Source organism: Alteromonas sp. AWJ4_197 (assembly GCF_056160285.1).
The window spans coordinates 361,761-387,629 of sequence record NZ_JBSWWW010000003.1; the positions used below are offsets into that span (position 1 = coordinate 361,761).

The following is a 25,869-nucleotide window of genomic DNA, read 5'->3' on the forward strand; positions in this document are numbered from 1 at the left end:
CTGGAATCCTCGCCGGTGTGCGCGTTCTATCTGTCTCACCAATTGTTTATTTCCTGTATCTGAGTTGTAAATAACCTTCATCCAATCAAGCAATTTCCAACTCCTCATCCACCTCTCTACACTACTTTTAAGTTAAAGAAATAATGGATTTACCATGAATATAGTTGGTTTAGACGAACTGGTATTCGGTGTTGACGACGTACAGGCCTGTTGCCAGTACCTCACCGATTACGGCCTTGTTCCTGTGGGTGTATCTGATAAAGGTGGCCGCTTCGAAGGACAGGATGGCACCGCTGTTATCATCAGGCACAAAGATAATGAAAATTTGCCTGCCCCCTTACCTACTGCATCAATGCTGAGACAAACCGTGTATGGCGTAGATAACCAGGCCACACTGGATGCCATCCGTGCGGAACTGAGCACTGACCGTGAAGTGATCACCGGTGAAGACGGTAGCCTGTCTACCGTGGACAACAGCGGTTTTGCACTGAAGTTTCAAATCACTTGCCGTAAAGCGTTTACCGGTAAAAATGAGCAGATCAATTCTCCGGGTTTTGCACCACAGCGTCCGGTAAATGAACCCGGCGCAGATGACAGCTACGACATCATTCCTGCCAGCTTGTCCCACGTCGTTTATTTCGTTCCGAATATTAAAGAGGCAGAGTCGTTCTACATCGACAGACTGGGCTTCCGCGTCGCCGACCGCTTTACCCAGCTAGGCCCTTTTCTGCGCCCGCAGGGAACCCTTGATCACCACTCCCTGTTTCTCATCGATACCCCGCCACATATGCAGGGTTGTGAGCATTTCACTTTCCACCTGGCCGGGCCTAACGAGCTGCTGCTGGCGGGCAAACGTTTTCAGGATAAAGGTTACGAAACCTTCTGGGGTCCGGGCCGGCATATCTTCGGCTCAAACTACTTCTGGTACTTCAACAGCCCCATGGGGGTGCACGTTGAATACGATGCAGACATGGATTTGCATGATGACAGCTGGACGCCACGGGAAGCCATGGCCAGTGCAGACACCTCGCAAATTTTCAATTTCACCCTGGTGAAAAAATGGATGCCCGGTGGCGATCCGCACTGATGGCATCACCCTGTGTGCGCTGGACGATATTCCGCTGAATACCAGTAAAGGCTTCAGCACCGGCGCACAGCAGGCAGCGTCTATTTTTGTTGTGAGAACCGGCCATAGCAGTATTGCTGCTTTTCGTAACAGTTGTCCGCACAAGGGCTACGAACATGCGTCCATGGCCTGGAAAAAAGATTCTTTTCTGGACGGGTCTGGCCAGTTCATTAAATGCGGCTCACATGGCGCACTGTTCGAACGCAACACCGGTTTATGTATTTCCGGCCCCTGTAAAGGGAGTCACTTAACGCCGGTACAGGTAGAAATAAACAGTCACGGGGATCTGGTCTGGTACCCGGACTCAGAAACAAAAAGAGCATGAACATGACATCATCAGTAAATAAAGTGCTAATTGTCGGTGGCGGCTTCACCGGAATGTCTACAGCCATTCTGCTAAGTAAACAGGGAATAGAAGTACACCTTGTTGAGCTGGATGAAAAATGGAAAACAGACGGTGCCGGTATCACCGTAAGCGGTCCGTCGCTGCGAGCCATAGAGCAGATTGGCCTGATTGACGAATTCCGCCGCCACGGTGCTATTTGCCAGAACGTCGACATGCTCACTGCAGACGGTACATTCCTGCGTCAAATTGTTACCCCTGCGGTGCCCGGCTCAAGTATTACCGGAGGCGGTGGCATCATGCGCCCGGTACTTGCCGGTATTCTGGCTGAAAAAGTGCAGCAAAGCGGCGTGCATGTACACCTTGGCTGCACCTACGAAACACTGACAGAGCAGGAAGACGGCATTAAAGCCATGCTGACAGATGGCTCTGAGCATGTGTTTGACATGGTACTGGCCGCAGATGGTGTATTCTCTAAAACCCGTGAACAGTATTTTGCCGGAGCACCGGTGCCTCAGTATACCGGTCAGGTGGTGTGGCGCGCGGTGGTGGAACGCCACGGCCTGGAACGTCCGGCATTGTTTTACGGTAGCAATGGCAAACTCGGTTTTACCCCGGTGTCATCCACCCACATGTACCTGAATTACACCGAACAACGGCCGCAAAAGTCCCGCATCGCTGATGAAGAATTGCTGCCTTACCTGCAAAACTTGATTGCGCCATTTACTGCACCGGTGATTGAAGCAGTGAAAGCGGAACTCTCTGAATCATCCAGCATTCTGGCACGCCCGCTGGAAGGGATGATCATGCCCCGTTCCTGGTTTAAAGGCCGGATATTGCTGATGGGAGATGCAGTTCATGCCACAACACCCCATCTCGCGTCGGGTGCAGGTATGGGCCATGAAGATGCTGTGGTGATAGCCGATGAAATTGCATCAGGTGGCACGGTAGAAGAGATCTTCACCCGCTTCGAGAATCGCCGCTGGCCCCGATGCAGCATGATTGTGACTAACTCAAAGCGCTTAGGTGAAATTGAGCAAACCGGCGGTTCAAAAGTAGAGCATATTCAGGTTATGGCGTTAACCATGAGCGCATTAATGGCGCCCATTTAACACCTGCTTATTAGTAATACGAAAGCCTTAAGTAAAATAATGTTTTCTTTGTTGTAATCATATAGTTAAAAAATGATACTAGTGCTTTAGGGCTTTCATGCAGGTTTTCTTATGCGTTTAAACAGACTCGACCTCAATTTACTGGTGGCACTGGATGCCTTGCTGACCGAACGAAGTATTACGCTGGCAGCTGAACGTATTTGTTTAAGTCAGCCTGCCACCAGTGGTGCACTGGCGCGGTTGCGGGAGTTTTTCAATGACGATTTACTGGTACGGGTGGGTGCAAAAATGCAACCGACGCCATTAGGTGAGAGCCTCGCAGAGCCAGTTCACAATATCCTTTTACAAATTCAAGCCACCGTCGATCGCGGTGTAACCTTTGATCCGTACACCTGTAACAGAAAATTCAAATTTATCGCTGGCGACTACAGTAGTACGGTATTGCTTACCGCGGTAGCTAAGCAGATTAATTCACTTGCCCCGGGGATTCAGTTTGAATTTTTTATTCCGAGCAATAAGCCTGCAGAAGTATTAGACCGGGCAGAAGTAGACTTCATGATAATGCCGATGTCGATAAAAGTTGATCATCATCCATGCGAGGAATTATTTTCTGAAAAATTTGTATGTATTGCATGTGAACAGAACGATGCAGTTCATGAAAATATAACACTGGACGATTTTTTGAACCTTGGCCACGTCACTGTAAAATTTGGTACGAGTCGCGTAACCAGTCAGGATCAAGTACTCATGAGGGATAAGTGGGGAAAAGAGCCAAAAGTAGAAATTATCACATCGACTTTTAATGCAATTCCTCAATTTTTACCCGGCACAGCGCGCGTGGCAACTGTTTATCAACATCTTGCTGAGCACTGGCAGGCACTCATCCCCATCAAAACCGTTCCGCTTCCGGAGCCTTTACCTGAGATATCGTGGGCATTGCAATGGCATAAATACCGGGACCAGGATCCGGCGCTAATCTGGTTAAGAGAACAGATAATAGCTACTGCCCGTAAGACCTTTGCCTGACACCACTGCCGGATTATTGGCAAAACAAATAGTCCGGCTTTACCGAATCAAATATTCCGCCTCAGGTGTGCCTGTTACACTTTATTCACAATTTTTTGTGGAGAAAGAAAATGCCGGGACATCAAAACAGAATTGCAGTTATTACGGGCGCCGCCGGTGCGTTAGGACGGGAATTCGCTCTGGCTCTGGCATCACGGGGATGCGATATCGCCATAGCGGACATTCAGGATGCCTCCGCCGTGGTGGCAGAAATTCGTGCCACCGGTCAGCGGGCTTACAGTGAAATTGTTGACTTGTCAGACGCAGAACAGGTTTCGCAGTTTGCTGATAACGTACTCAGTGAATTCGGTCAGGTAGACATTCTTGTTAATAACGCGGCTTTTATGCCGGTAATACCGCTGGCTGAACTTGATTTAGCAACGTTCAGAAAATTTGAAGCCATTAATGTTGAAGCGGCATTCATTCTGGGCAAAACCTTCGGCATGGGTATGGCAGAAAGGGGTTACGGACGCATCGTTCAAATCGCTTCCAGCACCACCGGCACGGCTATGCCCGGGTTTTCAGCTTACGTGACAACCAAAATGGCGGGGATCGGTCTGACCCGCGCACTGGCAGCGGAATTCAGTTCCTCAGGGGTCAGAGTCAATGCCCTTTCGCCCGGACTTACCCGTACGCCGGAATCAGCGAAAAACCTGCCCCCGCAGTTATTCGATAACGTGAAAAATAACCTGCAACTGATAAAACAAACCGAAGAGCCTCAGGATTTAACCGGCGCACTGTTGTTTCTGACATCCGAAGAATGCGGCTTTGTTACCGGACAAACGATTAACTGCGATGGCGGTGTTAACTTTTAAGGAGAATGCGATGAAACTGGCAACACTGAAAAACGGCACCCGCGACGGAACCCTTGTAGTGGTATCCCGTGATTTAACCCGGGCAGCAGACGTTTCCCATATTGCTAAAACCATGCAACTGGCACTGGAAAACTGGGATGCGGTGCTTGCTGATCTCACCGCCGTTTACGACAAGCTCAACGATAATGCGGTTTCAGACGCATTCACGTTTAACCCTCAGGATGCTATGGCTCCCCTGCCCCGCTGCCACCAGTTCATTGATGCTTCGGCATTTCTAAACCATGGCAACATTATGGAAAAGGCCTTTGATCTGGATGTGAAGAAAGATCCGAACATCCCTATTCTTATTCAGCGTCAGAGCGATGACTTTATGGGCCCCTGTGAAGATTATGCTTTCCCTTCTGAAGAAGATAACGCCGATTTTGAAGGGGAATTTGCGGTGATTACCGGCGATATTCCTATGGGGGCTTCCGCCTCTGAAGCGCTGGATAAGGTAAAACTGGTCACCATTTTAAATGACATGAGCATGCGTAAGCATCTTTTCCGTGAATTACAAATGGGCTTTGGCTTTATATTGGCAAAGCCGGCGACGGTGTTTGCACCGGTGGCGGTTACCCCGGATGAACTGGGTGATGACTGGAAAGAAGGACGTGTGCACCTGAACATGGAAGTGAGACGCAACGGGGAATGGTTTGGTCACCCTAATGGCGGCGAAATGGACTTTTCTTTCGGGCAAATCCTTCAGCACATCACGTACAACCGCAACATCAAAGCCGGTATGATTTTAGGTTCGGGAACGGTATCCAGTAAAGACTGGAAAGAAACAGGATCGGCCTGTCTGGCAGAGCGTCGTGCACTGGACATACTGGAATTTGGTGAAGTGAAAACCGATTTTCTAAAATACGGTGAATCCCTCAGCTTCGACGTGAAAGATCACCTGGGTCAGAGCGTATTCGGCAAAATTGACCACACCATGGTAAAACCATGACCGCTAATGTCCCTTCCCTGTTCAGCGTTGAGAACAAACGCGTGGTGGTGACAGGTGCACTGGGCGGGATTGGCAGTGCCGTTGCCCGCCTTTTTCTTGAGGCTGGTGCAAAGCTTATTCTGGCCGACCGTGAGCACAGTTTCCCGGACACGCCGCCCGGCACAGTGTATATTCCTGCGGATTTCAGTGCTGAAGGCGGTGCTAATTCACTCATTCAGCATATTCAGAATGCGCCGGTAGATATTGTTATTCACACTGCCGGCATTGAAGGTCATGTGGGAAGCATGGACGACTGCGCTGAGGCCGACTGGTTGCGCACCATGAGAATTAATCTGCTGTCAGCCCAGTTGCTGTCTGCTGCCGCTGTAAAAGGTATGCAACAACGGGGGGGCGGCCGGCTGATCTACGTGGGCAGTATTGCAGGCAAACGGGGTACATCGGCCTTGGGGCTGTATTCGGTCACAAAGGCCGGGCTGTCTCAACTTGCCCGCAACTACGCAGTACAACAAGGTAAATATGGCATTACTGCCAATTGTATTTGCCCTGGCCTGATAGATACGCCGTTATCAAAACATCTGCAGGCCGACGCGGCGTTTATGACCAAACGTATGCAGCAAACCCCCCTTAACCGCCTTGGCACAACAGATGAAATCGCCGCTACCGCACTTTATCTGGCCAGTGCTGCCGGTGGTTTTACAACAGGTCAGGATATTGTGGTGGACGGAGGGACACTGATCTCAGATTGTTAGCTGTTACCTGCCGGAAATAACGGTATAGCCTTACTGTTATCATATGAAGCTAATTAAAAAACCCCGCTACAGAAAGACTGTCGCGGGGTTTTAAGTGTTGTACTATGGGTAATGTGCATGCTCAGTTTAGTCTTTGCTGAACAGCATTTTTACGATTGTCATGAACTTCGCCGGAGATAGCGCCATCTTAGCGGCTCTGCGTAAATCTCCGGGCCCCAGGCGGGCAGTCAGTGGCATGGTGCCGAAGGTTTTACCCCGCACCACCAGCTCATCATCTGTTGTATCAATGCTGTCCACCGTCATCAGCTCATCATCGTTTTCGTCGAACAGTCGCACCGCACCGTCATCCGGCGCCTGTGTTCTGGCTTTCACGGTACTTTTGGATTTACTTTCGCCGGTCTGGAACGTGCTATCAAAGTCCATACCCAAATCTTCGAACATCACCATGGCAGCGGCGCGCCCGGCCCCCACCACACCACCGGCAGGCGGCATTGACGGGCCAACCAGATACAGTGAATCGATTCCCGGCACCTTAAACTGACCAAGATCCGGCGTAGGACGGTGTCCTACACTTTGGTAGAAATAAGGCGCCACACCGTGAACATCACCTTCTACCATGGAGTTCGGCGAGTTTCTTTCCAAATCCAGTGGCGTGTAGAATTTGTGGGCGATGATATTATCGCTGTTAAGGTTCGACACAAACTTGCCTTGTTGCTTCTGCCGCTCTTCACCGTAAGCTTCACGAATTTCATCCCAGCGGCTGCTGCCACCTTCAAGAAGATTGAATGGTGCAAAGCCGGTGCTGTGCCACATGCCGGCGCCTTCCGGTACACGGGAGGGATCCGTTTTAGACTCATCGTTACCTGCAGAAAACATCATGTCGGTCAGCTCCCCCCGCTTTACAGCATCAAAGTCGCGCTGCATATCCGCCATGGATTCGTGTTGACAAAGAGTAAGCATAATGGCTTTTTCCACATCTTTTTCTGCAGTACGAAATTGTATGGGTTCGCGAAGATCGTAGTGAGCAACAAACAAACTGAACGCCGCCAGACTGGCATTTTCAGCACGCTTGAGTACGGGTTCAGACACGCCATCAACAAACTGACGGATTTTATGGGGATGCATGGAGCCGATGACAGCGTCACGGGCCATGATTTTCTCGCCAGTGACCAGCTCAACGCCTTTGGCTTTACCGCCTGACACCAGGATGCGCTTGATTTCGCTGTTGTAGCGAATTTCGCCCCCGGTAGCTTCGATAGCTCTCACCATAGATTCTGACAATTTACCTGAGCCACCCCAGGGTTGGGCTACGCCGTAGGTGTGCATGAGCGCCGTAAACATCACAGTCCCCATACCAGTGCCCAGCTCATCAGGTAATTGCAGGTTTTCAGACACCGCACGGGCAATGTGCATTTTGATTTTATCGTGAGTAAACCAGGTATTGATAATATCCATGCTGCTGCGTTGCATCATGTCCATCATCACGCGGCCTTCTTCACTGCTGTCCAGCATTGCCATCAGCGCGCCCAGAGGAGGCTGAGGTTTGTACATACCCGGCATAATCATCGGCAGCATGCTTTGGCCCAATTCTACAAAGCGACGGTAAGCGTCAGCATCACGCTGAGAAATTTTTGCCATACCTTGGCAGGTTTTATCCAAATCTTTGTAGGTCATCAGCGCCGTCTGGTCGGCAAAAATCGTGGCGTGGGGTACGTCTGAATATTTGTAATCCATGCCGTACTTTTTAAATAAATCCAGTTCATCGTTAGTGATAAGTGGATTCGCCTGAATCATGATATGAACACTGGAGTGCAAATCGTGGTGATAACCCGGGGTCAGAATTTGCTGGGTGGCAGCACCGCCACCTGCGTAGTCATGGCGCTCCAGCAGCAATACTTTCTTTCCGGCTTTTGCCAGATACCCGCATGTTGTCAGACTGTTATGGCCTGCGCCCATTGCGATTACGTCAAAATCAGCCATTTTTTATTCCTTTTAAGGGTGGATTTCCGGCAAAGGTTCACCGTTAATTTCGACCGCAGTTGCTTCTGTGAGTACAAAAACAATACGGCATACTTCGTTCTCAGACGGATTCCGCCATAAATGGATAGTACCCCGCTGTACTACGATATCACCGGCATGAAGCAAGGTTTTATTTCCATCATCCAACTCAAGTTCCAACTGGCCCTGCATCACAATGCCATAGTCCAGACTGTTGGTGCGATGAAAGGGCGACGCCGATTGCGGCAGCATATCCACCACACGGATCACAGAACCGCCGTTCAATGTGAGTCCGGCATCACGGTTGCGACCGTCAGTTTCATCATTGTTTTCCACCGGTAAATCAGGTGCTGTCCAGACAAGTGTAAACTCGGCATCACCACTGGGAATTAGTTTTGTTTCAAAAGCCTGATCGTCTTTGAAAATCGATCTGCCATTCTCATTGTGCCCCGTTACCACACGGCGTACATCTTTAAGTCGTCCCATCGCTAACCTTCATCTGAACATTTATATATTATGACTCAAAGTGTACTTACAGGCTGTACGCGCACAAATCGGTTATGCAGATATCGCACATTCCAATAACAAATGATTCACAAAACCGGCCCCGTTTGCCTGTGACATCACACTATCTGTAATGGGAATTCAGCTCATCAGCAACGCAAATTTTCAAATTTTCGCAACATTTTTTACACTTAGTTTAACTATTACAGGGGAAAGTATATGCATAACGAAAGTACCAGCATTTCTGAACAAAACGGCCGTCTGGCAGGGAAAACTGCACTTGTTACAGGCATTGGCGATGGCATCGGTAAAGGTTGCGCTCTCATGTTCGCCAGGCAAGGCGCAACGGTCATTGGCACAGATATAAATGAAGAAGCAGCCTTGCGCACGGTAGAGGAAGCGCAGGCACAAGGTTTGTCTCTGCAGTTCGCGTGCCCCGCTGACCTCACCGATGAAGATGACATCGCCAATTTGCGTGAAAGAGTAACGACGCTAACCGGTTCCCTAAATATCATCGTCAATGCTGCGGCTACTGCTGTGTTTAAATGGATAGAGGATATGACCTATGCAGACTGGCAACTAACCTTAAAAGCAGAGTTGGACTCGGTATATCTGGTCACCCGGGCATTCTGGCCACATCTGAAAGCATCAGGATCCGGGTCTGTGATTAATTTTGCTTCGGCCAACGCTTACCAGGCATTAAAAGGCTCTGGCGCACTGGCGCACTGTGCGGGCAAAGGAGGTGTGTTGGCAATGACCCGCCAACTGGCGATGGAAGGTGGCCCTCATGGTGTTCGGGCAAATACTATATCACCCGGGCTCATTGTAACAGGCGCCACAGCTCCGGTGATTGACGATGAAGAGTTCCTCAGTAATGTCATGGCAAAAAACATGCTGGGCCGCTTAGGCAAGCCGGAAGACATTGCCTGGTGCGCCACCTATCTTGCCAGTGACGAAGCCAGCTTTGTCACCGGCGCAGATTTTTCTATTGATGCGGGGGCCATTGCCTGGTAAGTGTCGTCTGGCGAATAGCGGGCAAGACATTGCCCGTATAACCCGCCAATAAAAAACCCCGCTGTCAGTTAACTGTCAGCGGGGTTTTCTCTTATCTGTATATCAGAAGTTGTACTTAGCTCTGACACCGTAAGTACGTGGTGCTTTCAGTGCTGCATAAGTAGCGGTTGATGCCGGGCGATGTATTGCGGCAGTCAGTACCGTTTCGTCAGTGATATTGTTTCCGTACACAGTCACTGTCCAGGCCCCGCCGTTGTCTAGGGTAAATGATAGATCTGTGACACCAACAGCATCCTGTTTTTGTGAATCTTCGTAACCAATATCTAGATAACGTTCTGTTTCGTAGTGATGCCAGACTGAGCCCACCAGATAAAGCCCGTCACTGAGTTCGAATGTGTGTTCGTACCCCAGATTCAATGTCCATTCAGGACTATTGAGTGCCGGTTTACCGGAACAATCAACCACCAGAGTAGTACCGTCATCATCGGGAGTAGTTGCACACGTGGTTACTGTTGTGTCTGCTCCAGCTCCGTCATAAATGAACTCATCGTAACTGGCATCCAGATACTGAATATTCGCTTTCAGCAAACCGTAATCGCTGACAGCATACTGAATATCTACCTCTGCCCCCTGCATGGTGGCAGCACCGGCATTACGGGTGAGAGAACCAAATGCGCCAGACGGTAAGTAACCCAGATAAGTCACCTGCTGATCTTTATAGTCCCAGTAAAAAGCTTCAATGTTCAGCTGTAGCTGATTATTCATAAAGCGATTTTTACTACCGGCCACCAGCGCGCCGATTTCTTCCGGTTCATAGGAGTTATCGACAGAGTCAGCAAAGAAGCCGCCCGATTTAAAGCCGGTTGTGTAGTTTACATACAGCATGGAATCTGCATTCACATCGTATTCAATTCCCGCACGGTAGGTGAAGTTGCTGAAAGAGCGCTCGTCTTCAGCCTGCACAGTGTCGGGCGTATTGTTAAAGTCGTATAAGTTATACGTTTCCAGCGTCAGCGGGGACTGACGCACCTGCATCTCTTTTTCTTCTTCTGTGAAACGGGCACCTAAAGTAAAGCGAAGGTCATCAGTGGCAGACCAGGTCATTTGTCCGAACACCGCCTGACTGTCTGTGCCTAGATCAGAGTAAACATACTCACCAGCCGGCCCCCATAATGAAGCAGCAAAGGAAAAAGGCGCCGCCCAGGACAAAGATTTTTGATCTTCAGCGTAAATGAATGCACCGGCAACGTACTTAATTGCGCCGGTATCGTTTGAGGCGAAGCGCACTTCCAGTGAACTTTGCTTATTCTCGTCCTGATTGATAACCGGAAAGCCAGGCAAGTAGAAGGTTGTGTCAGGCTCAGCCACGCGGTAAGAAGGAATAACCGTCAGCGTGCCACTGTCAAAGTGAGCGTTGATAGTGGCGGACACCCCCCAGAAAGTACTGTCCTGATAGCCTTCGTAATCAACGCCCTCGTCAGCGTCATAGAAATTGAAGGTCTCAAAATCCATGTAAGTACTGACAAACTCAGGGCGGCTGAGGAAAAAGGAGGTGGGTTGGGCTGCTTCAAATGCCGCTATACTTACCGGATCGGCACCACCAATCCGCTCATCAATTGCCGGCGCGCCGTCAGAGATCAGCACACTACCCGCACCTGTGCCGCCAGCCTTGTAGTAGTCACCGCTCAGCAATACGTCATATTTATCATTGGGGGCATACAGGTAGTGCACCCGCAACGCTTTTCCGTCTTCGTCATCATAACCGTCTGATAAATACCCGTCGCGGCTGACCCACTGCCCGGAAATGCGCAAAGCTGAGTTGTCACTGACAGCAACATTTACCGCGCCCGCCAACTGACGTGAATTATAATTTCCAACACTGCCGCTAATGTAGCCCTCTGTGTAGCCCAACTCAGGCTTGCGGGAAATAACATTGATAGCACCGCCGGTAGCATTACGGCCGTAAAGCGTTCCCTGAGGTCCTTTCAGCAGCTCAAGTCGCTCAAGGTCGAAAAAAGTTCCCACCACAGAGCCCGGACGGCCAATGTAAACACCGTCGTAGTTGAAGGCCACCGCGTTTTCAGCAAACGCGTTCGTTCCCTGTGTACCCACGCCCCGTACATAAAAACTGTTTCCTGTACCGCCGGTTTTGTTGATTTGCAGTGCAGGCACTAAAAATGACAATTGATCAGGCTGCGTGATACCGCTCTTTTCCAACTGCTTTGTGGAAATGGCCGATACCGCCAGTGCTGCTTTCTGGACATTCTCAGTACGGTGTTGGGAAGTGATTTCAATGACTTCCAGGCCGGACTGAACGTTTTCATTGTCTGACTGGGCGTAAGCCGGGGTCACGGCAGCAGCTACAGCCAGGGCGAGCATGGTAGGGATTCGCGTTTTGTTCACAGGTTTTTACTCCAGGTTCTCTCATCCGTTTGTGAAACGCCATACGATTTTTATTTTCCTGGCGACGAGATAGTGCGCCGGTTAACCGCTTGAAGCATTCACAACCCTTTAACAACTCAACAACAATAGAGAAACGGGAGAATTAAATTAAATCGCCATTTCGGATGACATATATCCGTAATTGCAATAGTGAATTCCGGGCGAAAAAAAACGGCAGTGTAACAATCACACTGCCGTTAGGGTCAACAGAAACGCAGGCAGTCAGCTTCTGTTTTCTTCTACAAATTCAATAAGGTTTCCTGCACAATCGCGAATAAAGCAACCTTTACCAAACTTCTCTCTGACCACGAATGCAACATCCGCCCCCCGAGCTTCCACGGCTTCGAGAAAGCGTTCCAGATCAGGTACTTTAAACGCCACATGCTTATTGCCGTGGGTCTTTACATCTTGCGGTGGATGTCGCCTTTCTTCAGGTAATGAAGCCGCCCCTTCCACTTCAAATATTTCGAAGCGCAAATCGCCCCGTCGTACCATGGCCACTTTCGCCTTTGCAGCCTCAATGTAAAATTCCCGCTCGGTGGCGAAGTCCAGCACACTGGCATACCATGCTTTTGCCTGCTCAAGATCAGGTACACTTACACCGCCATGATGAAATGTAAATTCCGGTAATACGTTAACAGTCATATTTACTCCGCTGTCCAGCCACCATCAACTACCAGGCTGGTGCCGGTCATTAATGCGGATGCATCTGATGCCAGAAACAATGCCGCGCCCATAAGATCCTGCACATTACCCAGTCTGCCGATTTTAATTTTCTCAAGCACAGAAGCCAGAAAGGCTTTATCTTCAAAGAATGGCCTGGTCAGCGGCGTTTCGATAAACGTAGGGGCAATAGTGTTAGTGCGGATCCCGTGCGGAGCGAGATCAAGGGCCATGGCTTTATTCATGCCTTCCAGTGCCCATTTCGATGCACAATACAACGAGCGGTTAACGCCGCCCACATGGCCCATCTGCGATCCGATGTGAATCAGCGACCCTTTGATGCCACCTTCAATCATGCGCTGAATACAGGACTGTGCGACAAAATAGGCGCTTTTCACATTCAGATTAAGTACCGCATCATAGTCGTCTTCGGTGACGTCAGTGACCGGTTTCGGCCGGTTGGTACCGGCGTTGTTGACCAGCACGTGAAACGGGTCGTGCCGTTCGAAAAAATCGCGCACCGCGTTAAGATCACTGACATCCAGCACCTCTGCCTGCGCTTTATCTCCCCGCGCACAAATCGCCTCTGCCGCAGTTTGAATTTCGCCGGCCGAACGGGCAACCAGTGTTACCGACGCCCCGGCTTCCGCCAGTCCGGCGGCAATGGCCAGCCCAATGCCCCGCCCTGCGCCGGTAACCAGTGCCCGTTTACCCTCCAGACGAAAGTCCGGTAATGCCGGTAACGTACTGTTTGTCATAATGACTCCTAAACCTTCGTTTTTGCGGTGGGTGTAACCGTTCCGGCATACGGCACATCAATATTGCCGTAACGACGCACCCGCAGGTTTGCCTGTTCACCATGACCGGCAAAGCCTTCCAGGCCACACAGACGCGAGCAATATTCACCGATTAATGCAGAAGCCTCGTCGGTAACCACTTTTTGATAGGTACAGGTTTTAATGAATTTGCCGACCCACAACCCGCCAGTATACCGGGCCGCTTTCTTCGTTGGCAGCGTGTGGTTGGTGCCAATGGCTTTGTCGCCATACGCCACATTGGTACGCGGACCAAGGAACAGCGCGCCGTAGTTAGTCATGTTCTTGAGGAAGTAATCCGGATCAGCCGTCATCACCTGCACGTGCTCACTGGCAATTTCGTCAGCAATCTGCACCATTTCTTCGTAGCTTTCTGCCACGATAACTTCACCGAACGTTTCCCACGCTTTACGGGCATGGTCAGCAGTAGGCAGAATTTCCAGCAGACGCTCAATTTCTGCCATGGTTTCTCTGGCCAGTTTTTCTGAATTGGTCAGCAACACACCAGGGCTGTCCGGTCCGTGCTCTACCTGACCAAGAATATCAGTAGCACACATTTCACCGTCTACCGACTCATCAGCAATGATCAGGGTTTCGGTAGGACCGGCAAATAAGTCGATACCCACACGGCCATATAACTGACGCTTCGCCTCAGCAACGAACGCATTCCCCGGGCCAACCAGAATATCCACACCACTGATGGTTTCTGTGCCCAATGCCATTGCGCCGATAGCCTGAATACCACCCAGCGCATAAATTTCATCCGCACCGGCCAGTGCCTGCGCCGCAACAATGGCAGGAGCAGGTTTGCCTTTAAAAGGTGGGGCGCAAGTTATTACACGGGGAACACCGGCCACTTTTGCGGTGATAACCGACATGTGAGCGGAAGCCAGCAGCGGGTATTTACCACCCGGCACATAACAACCGGCAGCGTTTACCGGTAAATTCTTGTGTCCCAGAATCACTCCGGGCAGAGTTTCTACTTCTACATCTTTCATGGAGTCGCGCTGAATTTGCGCGAAATTACGCACCTGCGTCTGGGCGAATTCAATATCTTTCAGATCTTGCGGGGACAGCGAGTCCATACAAGCCTGAATTTCTTCCTTTGTCAGCCGGTAGTCTTCTCTGTCCCAGTTATCAAACTTAACGGATAAGTCGCGGATAGCCGCATTGCCCCGCTTTTCAATGTCTTCAAGTGTCGCTTCTACAATCTCGCGTACTTTGCGGTCAGCATCTGCTTTAACCTGCGCTTCCGCGCCCCGCTTTAACCAAATAGCCATGGTGGTCTCCGTTACAAATAGGGTAATTAAAAGCCGTCTATCACTGTTCTGGTGTGAACCACCGCCGGCGGGGCAATAAAGAACTCAGACACCAGCGACCGCCAGGCTGCAAAGCCTTCAGACTGCCGGAAAGTTTCCATATGCGCGTCGACAGAGTCCCAGCGCACCAGCAAAACATATTCGCCTTCGTTCTCAATCACTGCATCCAGAGCAAAGCTGTGGCAACCTTCTGCTTGTTTGAAGTGTTCCACAGCCAGAGAGACCGCTTTTTCAAAACGACTCTTGCTCTCAGGAGAAACGACCAGTCGCGCCATTTCTGTCACCATACTTTCACTCCAAAATTCCCAGGTTAATTGCTTTGTTAATTCCAGACATATTTGCCTGATAAACAAATTCACGCAGTCAACAGTTATAAATCAGTGAGTGTATTTATAAGAAATTAAGGCATGAAATCCGAATCCGAATTATTAATAAAATGTATCTGGAAAACGAATATTTAACCTTTGAAAGGTGTTTTACTATTTGTATCCACAATGAGAAGAAGGTGAATGGAAATGAAAAAAGTGGTGGTAACCGGTGCTGGCGGTTTCGTAGGGCAAAAGTTGTGTGACGCTATTCTGGCAAACCCGGACTGGCAGCTGATTGCCATTGATATGATATTGCCCGATTTCCTGAAAAATCATGGCAGGGTGGCGGCATTCGAAACTCCTTTTTCTGATGAAACTATGCTGTCAGAAGTGTTCTCATCACCCTGTGATATTCTTTTCCACCTTGCAGCCGTTCCCGGCGGTGCAGCAGAAGAGAACCCTGCACTCTCCAAAACGGTAAATCTGGATGGCACACTGACCCTGTTTTCAAAAGCGTGCGAAAATGGTCACCGTCCACGTATAGTGTATACCAGTACGATAGCAGTCCTCGGCGCTCCTATGCCTGACGTGGTAGACGACAATGCCCCGATAGTCCCGGCCATGACCTACGGTACTCACAAAGCCATGATTGAATTGGCGCTGGCTGATTTTTCCCGCCGCAAGCTGGCCGATACCGTTACAGTGAGGTTACCCGGCATTGTCGCCCGTCCTCTCGCCAAAAGCGGCCTTAAATCGGCTTTTCTGAGTGATGTATTTCATTTGCTCAAAGCGGGCCAGCCTTATATTTCCCCGGTGTCTGAACAGGCAACCATGTGGCTGATGTCAGTGAACCAGTGTGTGAACAACCTTTTGAATGCTGCCGTGCTGGACAGCTCACGAATGCCGGTAAGCCGCGTGGTTACGCTGCCTGCAGTGAGAACCAGTATGCGCGAGTTGGTTAAGGAAATTGCCTCGCAGACAGGCGCGTCTGAAGAACTGGTCAGCTGGAAGCCTGATGCATCGTTGGAAGAAGGGTTTGGAAAACAGCCGCCGTTGTTCACGCCAGCCGCAGAGCATGCGGGATTCCGTCACGACGGTGACATTACGGCACTGGTAAAAAACACACTTTTGTAAATTTATTGTTTCACCCTTGTAAAGCTATTGATGTAGCGGTATATTCGGTACATCTTACAGACGGGAGACATTCCAAATGATGTATTTTCTTTGCGATATTTTAACGATGTGCAATCCGGAAATTATTGAAAAAAATGAAGATGCGGAATCACCGGAAATTTCAGAATCGCCGTCATCATAATTGCGAAAAGAATTAAGAAAAGCAGCTTTATAAAGCTGCTTTTTTTTGATTTAAAATTCACTCAACACATATACAAGCGATTTTTATCGAAAAAGCCAACTCCCGGCGAGTTGGCTAAGGATGAGATTAAAACGCCCAGGAGGCTGCCAGGCCAAGAGAGCGCACTGAGTTGAGCCCCCATGTTTGCTGAATTGAAGTTAAGCCACGGTTATTTTCACCGGCATCAAAGGCCATAGAGACGGGGTATTTCTCATCAGTACAGTTATTACAGAATACCCACACTCGCAAGCCCTCATCGGTTTCAAAACCAGCGCTAATATTAAATGTAGTGATGGCATCCAGTTCTGTTGAAGGCGATGCAATACCGTAATTAATATCAGACCGGTAATATACGCTGGCATTCAGGAATCCGTAGACCGTAGCCGTGATTTCCTGCTCGTATTGAGCTTTCAGCGTGGAAGTGAAATCTGCCGCCAGTGGTGTGGAATATCCGGATGCATCGAAGAAGGCATCATCCGGGCCACACTCTGTTGAGTCCGGTGTACAGGATGCCTGTGCAAATTCATCGAAGGTTGAATCTAACAGGGCTGCGTCCCAGTAAAAGGTCAGGTTATCACTGGCCAGTGCTCTTACTGAAATTTCAGCGCCCCGCGAGGTTACAGTAGCAGCATTCTGTATGATAAACGCCTGGGCATCGAGATTAAACGACTGCGCCTGGTAATTATCAAAATCGGTATTAAACACAGACACATTGAAGATCACCTTGTCATCAAGCACTTTGCTCTTAAAGCCCGCCTCAATGGTTGTCGAAATTTCATCTTCTACTGCGAACGGAATCGCTTCGTTATCCTGATTGTCGGTATTGAAGCCCGGCGCTTTGTAGCCTTGTCCTACAGAAACATACATCATCAGGTCCGCGTCGTACTGATACTGAGCGCCAAGCTTCCAGCTCAGATTAGTGTTATCTACCGATTCGTAGAATTGACCACGGGGTCCACCTATACCTACATAATAGTCTTTCTGCATTTGCAGCACATCAGATGAGACCTCATCCTGCGTAACCCGTGCACCTGCGGTAGCAGTAAGCTTATCCGAAAGATAAAAATCGAATTGCCCGAATGCGGCATAACTGGTTTGCGTCAATGTAGTAACAGAGTCATTTCCCAAAAAGACATCGTTGCTATAAGGACAGCCCGGCGGCGGACCAGAAATCTCAGCTTCCACACAGAATGGGAAACCAACGGCCACAAACGGTGGCGGGCCCTGCACTTCCAGACTGTTAGTCATGTTCGATTCTGAATCAAAATAGAATAAACCTACCTGACCGGAATAGTTTTCAGTGGCAGGTAACACCAGACGCAACTCGTTAGAGAACTGTTCATACTCGTTTGTGTTCGGGTTATTTACGATATCAGGCAATGATGAAAAGTCGTTATGTAAGTTAGCGTCACTGTCGAAGTAACGCCATGCAGCAATGTTGATAAGCTCCATACCGTTATCAAATGCGTAAACCACCTCTCCCTGCAGACCACCGGTTTCTACGTCCAGAAACATTTCACCATCGGAATTGTTGGTCATGTTTTCCGGTCCCGCTACAATATTATCTGCCTCCAGCAGCGCAACGATCTCACTGTCAGGATCAACTGCACGGAACGTTCTGGCATAGCGCTCTCCGGTGCCTTCATTCTTATTGTAATCACCAATAAAATAGAGGCTCAGCGGACCATCTTCATACAGATACTTCACCTTAATCCCAGACTTTTCCTGATCTAAATCCGTGCGTTCAGTATTGGGATAAACGTTGTCAATAATACTGTCTTGCATCGAATACAAGGCGTTAATACGCAGAGCAGAATTTTCGGATACCGGCAGATTAATAGTGCCCTTGGCAATTTTACCCGTAGCATCTGTTGGCGTGGTATCTCTTAAATTGTACTCAAACGAAATATTGCCAGAGGTTTCATCAATTACAGGGCGCTTTGTCGCAATATTGACAAGACCTGCAGACGCATTTTTACCAAACAGTAACCCTTGCGGTCCGTTCAGTACTTCCACTGAGGCGATGTCGTTGAAGGGCTGGCCGGCCAGCGCATTTCGGCCCAGGCTTACACCGTCAATTGCCAGCGCTACACTGGGGTCGATAGTCTCGGCAAAAACCTGGGAACCTATGCCACGAATGGCGTAGGTGTTATCCTGCCCCACCTGCAGCGTGGGCGCCAGAGCCGAGAGTTGTGTCAGTTCATTGATATTCTGTTCTGCCAGATCAGAGCCATAGAGCACCTGCACACTCACCGGGACTTCCTGCAGATTTTGTGTGGTTCGCTGCGCTTCCACAAGGATAACTTCAAACCCCTTAGACTCTTCCGCTTCAACAGCATCCTGGGCGTAAAGCACCGGACTGGCGATCGCTGCTGCCAGCGCCGTTACTTTGAAAATTTGCGTGTTTTTCATTTTGGTTTCCTGTTTGTCTTCACCTGCAAATGCCATTAGCCGGGTTACCGCGATCTTTGCTGCGTTTCACCATGCCACCGGACATTACTCGCATCGCCTTTGTTAAACCCGTGTTCCTAATGACACATTCGATTAACAAAAAAACAAAATACAGGATTTCCCGCTATCTAAAACGCGAATTTAATGATGAGAGGTATCAATGAAATTAATACCATCATAGATAAAAAGAATTTTAAAAATCTAAGAAAGAAGAAACGGCCCTCAGATTGTACCCTCTTGCAGCGCTTTCACTGCTTAACCTGCGGAACTGGCTGTATGTCCCATCCAGGTATGAACAGAGTAGAATCCGGGGGCTCTCTGAAATACTTGCTTCAGGCCGAAGACAATAACTGAAACTCAGGGGAAACGGTTGCGAAAGTGAACATAAGGGAAGTCCGTTTTCGCAACCGCTATGGGTGACAAGCAGGTCTGACGACCTTCAAGACTCAACTGGAATGATAAGCTTATAGTCACTGTGATAATATGACTAAAATGCTGGCTGATTAGAAATTGATTCTTTAAATAGTATCAATTAAAAAGTGCAATGCTGATTTCATTTTTTAACTTTCTTAAAGTGACACCGCTTTTAATGCCAGTAAGATCAACACCCCGCCAGTGACTTTATCAATAATGCCTGCTTTGGCCTGAATCCGTTGTACTACCACCTGACTCGACATCACCACGGCAATCAGCGTGTACCAAAGCCCGTCAATTAATGCAGGGGTTGCAACGATAACCGCTGTTTCCGCCATGTTGCCGGCCACACCGATAAACTGACTGAACAGGGCAATGAAAAAGAGTGCTATCTTAGGATTGAACAATGATATTGCCAGGCCATCCCCCGCTGCTGCCAGCGCAGAGACTTTTTTGCCAGACTGCATTTGCGCCTGAATGCCGCCTTTCGACATCAGCGATTTTACACCAAGCCAGGCCAGATACCCGGCTCCCAGCCAGGTGAGTGCTTTAAACAACACCGGTGAATGTTGCAGTAACACGGCCAACCCTGAACTGGTTAATAACGCATAGAAGAAAACGCCCGACGCATGAGCCCATGCAGTACAAAGCCCGTTAAAGCGCCCGCCGGACAGCGCATGTTTAGTCACAACCGCCAGACTCGGACCAGGAGACATGGCTCCCAACAAACAAACAGAAAATAAAGTGAAAAATACAACGATGGTCATGATGCCCCTCCAATTTCCGGCATTGTAGAAGCATCATAAGCATAACTGGAAATCATAAGATATCATTACAGTTATGATTTAGAGTAATACCAAAAAGCGGTCAAAGTTGGATTGAGCTTTCGCAATGGGCAATAGCGTCTTTTACCTGCTCCCGCGCCCATTTATGTCTGATGTCGTTATCATATTTTGGATGCCAGATAAGCCAGTACTGGTTTTCGTCAACGTCGAAAGGCAGTGGCTTGTGCACAATTTGCCAAGTGTCAGCAAGGCTCTCAGCAATGTGCTCTGGCATCACCATCAGCCCGTCGAATACTTGTAAATGGCTTAATGCCGCATTGAAGAAGGGTACCCGCAAATGAACCCGACGCTGTAAATCATGCTGCCGTAGCATGTCATCAACAAAGGTATCTTTGTCAGCCCCACCAGTAATTTTAATATGCGGATAAGCAATCAATTCATTCACGGTGACATGCTTTTTTGAAGCCAGTGGATGTGACTGGTGCATCACCAGCACCGAATGGTCCGCGCCAATGCGGATACCAGAAATGCCATCCGGCTTTTGCGGCAACATGGTGGAGGCGATATCGATATTGAGTTCGTGGAGCCGGTGAATGTATTCGGGCTCCCATAGTCGCAAACTCACCGCCAGATTTGGCGCCTGCGTATTGAGCCGCTTGCATACGTCCGGCATGACATACTGGGCGACATAATCACTCGACGACAGCACCAGCTCGCCAAACCAATTTTCAGGGTCGAATACGGTTTCAGCCAACAGCAAATCGAAATCGTCCATCAGCGTGTCGAGCTTCGCTTTGAGCATTTCGGCTTTGGGCGTGAGGATCAGCTGGTTGCCATTTCGCACCAGCAACTCGTCCTGCCAGATATCCCGAAGCTGTGCTAACTGCCTGCTCACCGCCGACTGGGTGATATGAAGACGTTGCGCTGCTTTGCTCACATGGGCTTCCTGCAATAATACATGTAACGTACGAAGCAAGTTGAGGTTGGTATTTCTGAGCATGATAACGGGCTCTGGTGCGACATTATGTCGCATTGTAGCAGACCCTGTGAGAAGGAATAATCCGCGCTGATTTTTAAACTTTCGGTCAGAGATTTTATGCCTTTCAAAAACGCCCGCTTTCTTCCTGTTTCTCCCGTTTTGCTTTTTCCGCTTTCCACTTTGTTTATCGCATTATCGCTGAACGCTCAGGAAACGGATGCGACAAATGCAGACAATAGCCGCAAAGGCGACATAAGCTTTTCTGTTGGTGAACGGATTAAAGTGACAGCGAAAGCATCTGCAGACGCCAGCCGGATGCTTACCTCTGTAGACCGTTTATCCGGAGATGCGGTTCGTCAGCCAGATATTGATTATGCCCGGCGTGGTACTTACCGAATTTAACCAGGGCACCACCAGCGGAAAGCTCTCATTTCGTGGATTTAACGGCGAGGGCGAAGTGAATGCGGCCAAACTATTAATCGATGATATTCCGTCAAACGCAAATAGTGGCAACATGCCCTATCTCGATATGATCCTGCCCATCGAGATTTCCACCCTGGAGCTGGTGCGGGGCACGACTGACCCACGCTACGGTCTGCACAACATTGCAGGCAATGTGAACTTCATTACCCGCACCGGTGGCGATTACACCGACGCAAGACTGTCTGCAGGTAGCTTTGGCAAATGGGCTCAGGCGCTTATCTTATTCCGCCTCGCCAGACCAATCTGGAACCTTCAGTAAACCGTGGCTGGGAGGCGGGTATCGCCTACAAATCAGATGCCAGCACGAGTGCCCGCCTTACGCTTTGGAATCAAACAGCTAGCGGCGAACTGAAACGTCGACTGAACGATCCAAATGGTGATTTTGAAAACCTGGGGGCCACTGAACGGCAAGGTATTGATTTGCAGGGTGCATGGTCGCCATCGAAAGATTCTTCTCTGTGGGCAACACTCGCCTGGCAGCAAGCCGAAATTGAGACGCCCTCTCCGGATCAACCCGAACTGGCGGGCAACGATATTGATCATGTTCCTGAGTGGGTTTACTCTGCCGGTGCCGATTATTATCTGAATGAAGAAATCATGCTGTCAGCGGTATTGCGCGGCCAGACAGATTACGAACTGAACTCTGCCAATAACGCCGGAACATTTAGTGATTTCACTCTGCTGAATCTGCTTGCCCGATACCGCGTGTCAGAGAACACCGATGTGATGCTGGAGTTGAAGAACGTAACTGATGAATATTATGAGTATGTTTGGTGGGATGGTAGCCAGAGTCTGCATAGTCCGGGTGAAGGGCGCGCCGTCGCAGCGTCAGTCATGCTGAAGTTCTGACGATATGGGCATCAACTGGCGAAAGGTTCACAGACGAATCCACCTGTGGTTGGGTTTGTCTGTGGGGTTACTATTTACCGTCATCGCGCTATCCGGCGCGATACTTGTTTTTTATAACGAACTCGACAGCGCTTTAAATTTACCCGCCACGCAGTCACAACACGCAGCAGCCTCGCCAGACTATGACACCGTGCTTAAAACACTGCGTGCAGCCTACCCTGATAAAACCCGTTCATGGCGCTTTGAAGTCACGAACTACGCTGACGTTATTCCGGCCCGCTATTACAATCCAAAAGAGACAGCAGGAGAAGACTTTGCACCTATGATGGTGTGGCTAACCGCCGATGGCACCACCGTTTTACGGCGTGATTTCTGGGGGCAGTATTTCGTTACCTGGATTTACAATCTGCACTTTCGTTTATTGCTGGGTGAAACCGGCGGCATCATAGTGGGATACCTGGGCCTTGCGTGCACATACTTGCTGATCAGTGGCTTGATTGCCTGGTGGCCCAAACGGGGACAATGGGCCAGGCAACTGCGTTTTAAGCGCAAGGCGAATAAAATCGGGCTGCTATACGACTGGCACAAAACCCTTGGTTTAATCAGTGCTATTCCGCTTCTACTGCTCTGTGTGACCGGCGTCATGTTGGCACTACCGAAAGAATCCCGCTTTGTGCTGGAACCTGTTTTTGGTCAATCGCAGTTCGCAAAATTTGCCTCGGAAAATGCCACGTCTGCACCACCCGTTATTTCTCCGGCACAGGCACTGGCTATTGCAAAGCAGGCATTGCCTGACAGTAAAGGCGCCTGGATTGAGACACCGGATGCCGAAGGCTCCCGCGCCCACTACCGCATTCGTTTGCAAGTATCAGGCGACCCTTCCCGCCGCTTTCCTCACAGTTATGTATATATCGATGGTGCGTCCGGAAAGGTACTGGAGGTGTTTGACTATCAGCAACAAGGCGCGACGAATACCATCATGAACTGGCTGCATCCGTTACACGACGGTACCTATTTCACTCTGGCAGGCCGGATATTGTGGTTACTCACCGGCATGCTGACACTGGGGCTTTTTATACTGGGTTGCTGGCGCTGGATGCTGCGCGCCCGCCGCTGACATATTGATAATAATTATCATTTAACTTAAATTGATGCTTTGTTCAGGTTAATTGGATAAGTATGTCTACTCCCCCCGAAACTATTTCCTATTCTGATGGCAGACCCGGCATACTCGTTATTGAAGATGACCAGTCTCTGAATGATCAATTATGCGAATTTCTGAACAACCATGGCTATCTGACGACACCCTGCTTTCGCGGGGATGAAGGTCTCAATCTTGCAGTCTCCCGTACATTCAACCTGATCCTTCTCGATATCATGCTACCAGGCCAGGATGGCCTCACTGTATTGAGCATTCTGCGTAGCTGTAATGACACGCCAGTGATGGTTTTATCCGCCAAACATGCAGAAGAAGAACGTATTCGTGGCCTGAGCGCCGGCGCTGACGACTACCTGTCAAAGCCATTTAATACAGAAGAATTGTTATTACGGGTAGATGCCATACTGCGACGCTCTATGAAAGGAAATTCGCTACAACATGGTGAGTTGCAAATCGATGATTTAAAAACCGTTAGCAGGCAACAGGAAATTTTTGCAAACGGGCAAGCATTGCAGCTTACACCCACTGAATATGGCCTTTTGACTACCTTAATGCGAAATCATACTCAGGTGCTCAGTAAGGTATTTCTTTATCAAACCATTTTGCACCGCGCATTCAGTCAGTACGACCGGAGTTTAGATATGCACATGAGCAGAGTCAGAAAAAAGCTAAGCGGGGCCGGATGGGATGGTAGCCGCCTGCAAACCGTCCACGGCAAAGGATATTGCCTGAGATGAACCGGATATTGTTCTGGAAGTTATTTCTTATTGTCGGCACGGGAGTGGTCGCGCTTTTCTATCTTATTGATATCGCAGTGACGCAAATTGAAAGTGACATGAGCATGTTGCAGGAAAGTGATGTCACCCGGCTCAATGCGTGGCGTGACAGCGCTGAAAAGCTCCTTGAGGCCGGGAATGATGAAGCACTTGAAAAATGGCTTTCTGAACTGCAGCGAAAGGAAAATATCTGGGCTGCTGTCACGCGGGCGGAAATTACACACCTTGCAGGAAATACGTCCCGCAGAGATGAATACACTGGCTACAATATGGGCCGGAGTACCGAATGGCAAATTCACCTGTATTTAGATTACTTTCCCATTATGGAGCTTCCATTCTCGGACGAAAAAACCAGTCTTTTGGTTGAACTGCCTGAGCGGATGAGGCCGGGCTCATACTGGACAATCACGCGGGTCTCCTTGCAGGTATTTTTGCCTCTCATTTTACTGATTACGCTGAGTTATGTGCTTTACAGACATATTATGTCTCCCCTGAAAACGCTGGAGAAAGCCACCCGCGCATTCAGTGCCGGAAAATTTGATGTCAGAGTAAGAGAGCATTTAGGTAAGCGTGATGATGAGCTGGCGCACTTATCCACGACTTTCGATAAGATGGCAGACAGAATTGGTGACTTAATTATTCACCAACGGCAGCTAATTACGGATTTATCACATGAACTGCGTACACCGTTGACGCGGCTCGACATTGCCATCGAAAACCTGCTTACCAACACCCCCCGTTCTCCACAAGAAATGCAAACCAAACTGACACGGGTTCATAGAGAGTCTCAGCACATACGCAAGCTGGTCGACGATACGCTAACGTTGTCCTGGCTAGAAAACGAAGCGCCGGAATTACGTAATGAATCTATCGACTTAGTATCTTTGCTCGATGTGCTCATCGAAGATGCCAGATTTGAATTCCCTGATCGCCAGATAATTGGCTCACTGCCAGAAGAAGCAACGATTTATAATAGTAACCATCGTGCACTGGGTCAGGCCGTAGAGAACATTTTACGAAATGCTCTGCGCTACACGCCGGCCGGAAAAAGCGTACATCTTAGCCTGGAAAAAGCAGTGGATGGTTACCGCATTACAATCATCGACGAAGGACCGGGCGTGCCCACCGAATTCCTGAATGCCATTTTTCGCCCGTTTTTTCGTGTAGATAAATCAAGGCCTGCAGAGAGCAACAGCTTCGGACTAGGTTTATCACTTGCTGAGCGACAATTAAAAGCCATATCGGCCGCAGTATCAGCATCTAATGGCGCTGGTTCAGGTCTTATAATGACTGTGGATTTACCGCAAATGTAACAAATGTAAAAGTCCTGTCTCTTGCCCTTAAGGTTAATGATAATA

The 25,869-nt window shown here is 49.3% G+C and carries 25 protein-coding genes; 15 read left to right on the forward strand and 10 right to left on the reverse strand.

The genetic code is table 11. From position 1 onward, the window contains the following. Positions 1-154 precede the first annotated feature (154 nt). From ACXAGC_RS08190 to ACXAGC_RS08220, 7 genes are all read left to right on the forward strand, one after another. On the forward strand, positions 155-1,087 hold the full coding sequence (locus ACXAGC_RS08190) for a VOC family protein (RefSeq protein WP_474843964.1): 933 nt from the start codon (positions 155-157) through the stop codon (positions 1,085-1,087). Beyond that, on the forward strand, positions 1,071-1,451 hold the full coding sequence (locus ACXAGC_RS08195; protein WP_474843965.1) for a Rieske (2Fe-2S) protein: 381 nt from the start codon (positions 1,071-1,073) through the stop codon (positions 1,449-1,451). Before ACXAGC_RS08190 ends, ACXAGC_RS08195 begins: the two co-directional genes overlap by 17 nt. Positions 1,452-1,453: 2 nt before the next feature. Next, on the forward strand, positions 1,454-2,581 hold the full coding sequence (locus ACXAGC_RS08200) for an FAD-dependent oxidoreductase (protein WP_474843966.1): 1,128 nt from the start codon (positions 1,454-1,456) through the stop codon (positions 2,579-2,581). 111 nt (positions 2,582-2,692) lie between these two features. Further along, on the forward strand, positions 2,693-3,607 hold the full coding sequence (locus ACXAGC_RS08205) for a LysR family transcriptional regulator (protein ID WP_474843967.1): 915 nt from the start codon (positions 2,693-2,695) through the stop codon (positions 3,605-3,607). 110 nt (positions 3,608-3,717) lie between these two features. After that, the gene (locus ACXAGC_RS08210; protein ID WP_474843968.1) at positions 3,718-4,461 is read left to right on the forward strand and encodes an SDR family NAD(P)-dependent oxidoreductase; all 744 of its coding nucleotides are present in this window, start codon (positions 3,718-3,720) and stop codon (positions 4,459-4,461) included. Between the two features lie 10 nt (positions 4,462-4,471). Beyond that, on the forward strand, positions 4,472-5,449 hold the full coding sequence (locus ACXAGC_RS08215; protein WP_474843969.1) for a fumarylacetoacetate hydrolase family protein: 978 nt from the start codon (positions 4,472-4,474) through the stop codon (positions 5,447-5,449). After that, positions 5,446-6,198 (forward strand): SDR family NAD(P)-dependent oxidoreductase, encoded by a 753-nt coding sequence (locus ACXAGC_RS08220; protein WP_474843970.1) that lies wholly within the window; start codon positions 5,446-5,448, stop codon positions 6,196-6,198. The genes ACXAGC_RS08215 and ACXAGC_RS08220 overlap by 4 nt, the downstream gene beginning before the upstream one ends. A gap of 126 nt (positions 6,199-6,324) precedes the next feature. On the opposite strand, the gene ACXAGC_RS08225 is transcribed toward ACXAGC_RS08220, so the two are convergent. Continuing rightward, a complete protein-coding gene (locus ACXAGC_RS08225; RefSeq protein ID WP_474843971.1) occupies positions 6,325-8,178 on the reverse strand; it encodes a phytoene desaturase family protein in 1,854 nt (617 codons plus the stop codon). Positions 8,179-8,190: 12 nt separating this feature from the next. Further along, on the reverse strand, positions 8,191-8,682 hold the full coding sequence (locus ACXAGC_RS08230) for a cupin domain-containing protein (protein ID WP_474843972.1): 492 nt from the start codon (positions 8,680-8,682) through the stop codon (positions 8,191-8,193). 237 nt (positions 8,683-8,919) lie between these two features. Here ACXAGC_RS08230 and ACXAGC_RS08235 point away from each other — a divergent pair, with 237 nt between their 5' ends. After that, positions 8,920-9,714: an SDR family NAD(P)-dependent oxidoreductase gene (locus ACXAGC_RS08235; RefSeq protein ID WP_474843973.1), complete on the forward strand. Its 795-nt coding sequence runs from the start codon at positions 8,920-8,922 to the stop codon at positions 9,712-9,714. Positions 9,715-9,816: 102 nt separating this feature from the next. Here ACXAGC_RS08235 and ACXAGC_RS08240 read toward each other — a convergent pair whose 3' ends face one another. The 5 genes from ACXAGC_RS08240 to ACXAGC_RS08260 all read right to left on the reverse strand — a co-directional run bounded on the left by ACXAGC_RS08240 (position 9,817) and on the right by ACXAGC_RS08260 (position 15,240). Then, positions 9,817-12,117: a TonB-dependent receptor gene (locus tag ACXAGC_RS08240; protein ID WP_474843974.1), complete on the reverse strand. Its 2,301-nt coding sequence runs from the start codon at positions 12,115-12,117 to the stop codon at positions 9,817-9,819. Between the two features lie 261 nt (positions 12,118-12,378). Continuing rightward, positions 12,379-12,801 carry a VOC family protein gene (locus ACXAGC_RS08245; protein WP_474843975.1) on the reverse strand — a complete coding sequence of 141 codons (423 nt, stop codon included), beginning with the start codon at positions 12,799-12,801 and terminating at the stop codon, positions 12,379-12,381. Positions 12,802-12,803: 2 nt separating this feature from the next. Further along, entirely contained in the window at positions 12,804-13,577 is a 774-nt protein-coding gene (locus tag ACXAGC_RS08250; protein ID WP_474843976.1) for an SDR family NAD(P)-dependent oxidoreductase, read from the reverse strand. Positions 13,578-13,585: 8 nt separating this feature from the next. Next, a complete protein-coding gene (gene hisD, locus ACXAGC_RS08255; protein ID WP_119499553.1) occupies positions 13,586-14,914 on the reverse strand; it encodes a histidinol dehydrogenase in 1,329 nt (442 codons plus the stop codon). A gap of 26 nt (positions 14,915-14,940) precedes the next feature. Beyond that, positions 14,941-15,240 carry an antibiotic biosynthesis monooxygenase family protein gene (locus tag ACXAGC_RS08260; protein WP_474843977.1) on the reverse strand — a complete coding sequence of 100 codons (300 nt, stop codon included), beginning with the start codon at positions 15,238-15,240 and terminating at the stop codon, positions 14,941-14,943. 222 nt (positions 15,241-15,462) lie between these two features. Here ACXAGC_RS08260 and ACXAGC_RS08265 point away from each other — a divergent pair, with 222 nt between their 5' ends. Then, on the forward strand, positions 15,463-16,395 hold the full coding sequence (locus ACXAGC_RS08265; RefSeq protein ID WP_474843978.1) for an NAD-dependent epimerase/dehydratase family protein: 933 nt from the start codon (positions 15,463-15,465) through the stop codon (positions 16,393-16,395). Between the two features lie 307 nt (positions 16,396-16,702). On the opposite strand, the gene ACXAGC_RS08270 is transcribed toward ACXAGC_RS08265, so the two are convergent. The 3 genes from ACXAGC_RS08270 to ACXAGC_RS08280 all read right to left on the reverse strand — a co-directional run bounded on the left by ACXAGC_RS08270 (position 16,703) and on the right by ACXAGC_RS08280 (position 21,298). Next, on the reverse strand, positions 16,703-19,027 hold the full coding sequence (locus ACXAGC_RS08270) for a TonB-dependent receptor (protein WP_474843979.1): 2,325 nt from the start codon (positions 19,025-19,027) through the stop codon (positions 16,703-16,705). Positions 19,028-19,635: 608 nt separating this feature from the next. Next, positions 19,636-20,247: a LysE family translocator gene (locus ACXAGC_RS08275; protein WP_474843980.1), complete on the reverse strand. Its 612-nt coding sequence runs from the start codon at positions 20,245-20,247 to the stop codon at positions 19,636-19,638. Positions 20,248-20,347: 100 nt separating this feature from the next. Beyond that, positions 20,348-21,298, reverse strand: a complete 951-nt coding sequence (locus tag ACXAGC_RS08280; protein ID WP_474843981.1) for a LysR family transcriptional regulator — start codon at positions 21,296-21,298, stop codon at positions 20,348-20,350. A gap of 63 nt (positions 21,299-21,361) precedes the next feature. On the opposite strand from ACXAGC_RS08280, the gene ACXAGC_RS08285 reads away from it, so the two are divergent. The 6 genes from ACXAGC_RS08285 (at position 21,362) to ACXAGC_RS08310 (ending at position 25,824) form a co-directional block, all read left to right on the forward strand. Beyond that, on the forward strand, positions 21,362-21,646 hold the full coding sequence (locus ACXAGC_RS08285; protein WP_474843982.1) for a hypothetical protein: 285 nt from the start codon (positions 21,362-21,364) through the stop codon (positions 21,644-21,646). Then, positions 21,618-21,986 carry a TonB-dependent receptor plug domain-containing protein gene (locus ACXAGC_RS08290; protein ID WP_474843983.1) on the forward strand — a complete coding sequence of 123 codons (369 nt, stop codon included), beginning with the start codon at positions 21,618-21,620 and terminating at the stop codon, positions 21,984-21,986. Before ACXAGC_RS08285 ends, ACXAGC_RS08290 begins: the two co-directional genes overlap by 29 nt. Continuing rightward, on the forward strand, positions 21,929-22,576 hold the full coding sequence (locus ACXAGC_RS08295) for a TonB-dependent receptor domain-containing protein (protein ID WP_474843984.1): 648 nt from the start codon (positions 21,929-21,931) through the stop codon (positions 22,574-22,576). The genes ACXAGC_RS08290 and ACXAGC_RS08295 overlap by 58 nt, the downstream gene beginning before the upstream one ends. A gap of 4 nt (positions 22,577-22,580) precedes the next feature. Then, entirely contained in the window at positions 22,581-23,693 is a 1,113-nt protein-coding gene (locus ACXAGC_RS08300) for a PepSY-associated TM helix domain-containing protein (RefSeq protein WP_474843985.1), read from the forward strand. Positions 23,694-23,755: 62 nt separating this feature from the next. Next, on the forward strand, positions 23,756-24,472 hold the full coding sequence (locus tag ACXAGC_RS08305; RefSeq protein WP_474843986.1) for a response regulator transcription factor: 717 nt from the start codon (positions 23,756-23,758) through the stop codon (positions 24,470-24,472). Beyond that, positions 24,469-25,824: a histidine kinase sensor domain-containing protein gene (locus ACXAGC_RS08310; RefSeq protein WP_474843987.1), complete on the forward strand. Its 1,356-nt coding sequence runs from the start codon at positions 24,469-24,471 to the stop codon at positions 25,822-25,824. The genes ACXAGC_RS08305 and ACXAGC_RS08310 overlap by 4 nt, the downstream gene beginning before the upstream one ends. Positions 25,825-25,869 lie beyond the last annotated feature (45 nt).

What these genes read in the sequence shown, in the direction of transcription:
- ACXAGC_RS08190 (WP_474843964.1), top strand. Translation starts at nt 155, where the DNA reads ATGAATATAGTTGGTTTAGACGAACTGGTATTCGGTGTTGACGACGTA.
- ACXAGC_RS08200 (WP_474843966.1), top strand. Translation starts at nt 1,454, where the DNA reads ATGACATCATCAGTAAATAAAGTGCTAATTGTCGGTGGCGGCTTCACC.
- ACXAGC_RS08205 (WP_474843967.1), top strand. Translation starts at nt 2,693, where the DNA reads ATGCGTTTAAACAGACTCGACCTCAATTTACTGGTGGCACTGGATGCC.
- ACXAGC_RS08210 (WP_474843968.1), top strand. Translation starts at nt 3,718, where the DNA reads ATGCCGGGACATCAAAACAGAATTGCAGTTATTACGGGCGCCGCCGGT.
- ACXAGC_RS08215 (WP_474843969.1), top strand. Translation starts at nt 4,472, where the DNA reads ATGAAACTGGCAACACTGAAAAACGGCACCCGCGACGGAACCCTTGTA.
- ACXAGC_RS08220 (WP_474843970.1), top strand. Translation starts at nt 5,446, where the DNA reads ATGACCGCTAATGTCCCTTCCCTGTTCAGCGTTGAGAACAAACGCGTG.
- ACXAGC_RS08225 (WP_474843971.1), bottom strand. Translation starts at nt 8,178, where the DNA reads ATGGCTGATTTTGACGTAATCGCAATGGGCGCAGGCCATAACAGTCTG.
- ACXAGC_RS08230 (WP_474843972.1), bottom strand. Translation starts at nt 8,682, where the DNA reads ATGGGACGACTTAAAGATGTACGCCGTGTGGTAACGGGGCACAATGAG.
- ACXAGC_RS08235 (WP_474843973.1), top strand. Translation starts at nt 8,920, where the DNA reads ATGCATAACGAAAGTACCAGCATTTCTGAACAAAACGGCCGTCTGGCA.
- ACXAGC_RS08245 (WP_474843975.1), bottom strand. Translation starts at nt 12,801, where the DNA reads ATGACTGTTAACGTATTACCGGAATTTACATTTCATCATGGCGGTGTA.
- ACXAGC_RS08250 (WP_474843976.1), bottom strand. Translation starts at nt 13,577, where the DNA reads ATGACAAACAGTACGTTACCGGCATTACCGGACTTTCGTCTGGAGGGT.
- hisD (WP_119499553.1), bottom strand. Translation starts at nt 14,914, where the DNA reads ATGGCTATTTGGTTAAAGCGGGGCGCGGAAGCGCAGGTTAAAGCAGAT.
- ACXAGC_RS08260 (WP_474843977.1), bottom strand. Translation starts at nt 15,240, where the DNA reads ATGGTGACAGAAATGGCGCGACTGGTCGTTTCTCCTGAGAGCAAGAGT.
- ACXAGC_RS08265 (WP_474843978.1), top strand. Translation starts at nt 15,463, where the DNA reads ATGGAAATGAAAAAAGTGGTGGTAACCGGTGCTGGCGGTTTCGTAGGG.
- ACXAGC_RS08270 (WP_474843979.1), bottom strand. Translation starts at nt 19,027, where the DNA reads ATGAAAAACACGCAAATTTTCAAAGTAACGGCGCTGGCAGCAGCGATC.
- ACXAGC_RS08275 (WP_474843980.1), bottom strand. Translation starts at nt 20,247, where the DNA reads ATGACCATCGTTGTATTTTTCACTTTATTTTCTGTTTGTTTGTTGGGA.
- ACXAGC_RS08280 (WP_474843981.1), bottom strand. Translation starts at nt 21,298, where the DNA reads ATGCGACATAATGTCGCACCAGAGCCCGTTATCATGCTCAGAAATACC.
- ACXAGC_RS08285 (WP_474843982.1), top strand. Translation starts at nt 21,362, where the DNA reads ATGCCTTTCAAAAACGCCCGCTTTCTTCCTGTTTCTCCCGTTTTGCTT.
- ACXAGC_RS08290 (WP_474843983.1), top strand. Translation starts at nt 21,618, where the DNA reads ATGCCCGGCGTGGTACTTACCGAATTTAACCAGGGCACCACCAGCGGA.
- ACXAGC_RS08295 (WP_474843984.1), top strand. Translation starts at nt 21,929, where the DNA reads ATGGGCTCAGGCGCTTATCTTATTCCGCCTCGCCAGACCAATCTGGAA.
- ACXAGC_RS08300 (WP_474843985.1), top strand. Translation starts at nt 22,581, where the DNA reads ATGGGCATCAACTGGCGAAAGGTTCACAGACGAATCCACCTGTGGTTG.
- ACXAGC_RS08305 (WP_474843986.1), top strand. Translation starts at nt 23,756, where the DNA reads ATGTCTACTCCCCCCGAAACTATTTCCTATTCTGATGGCAGACCCGGC.
- ACXAGC_RS08310 (WP_474843987.1), top strand. Translation starts at nt 24,469, where the DNA reads ATGAACCGGATATTGTTCTGGAAGTTATTTCTTATTGTCGGCACGGGA.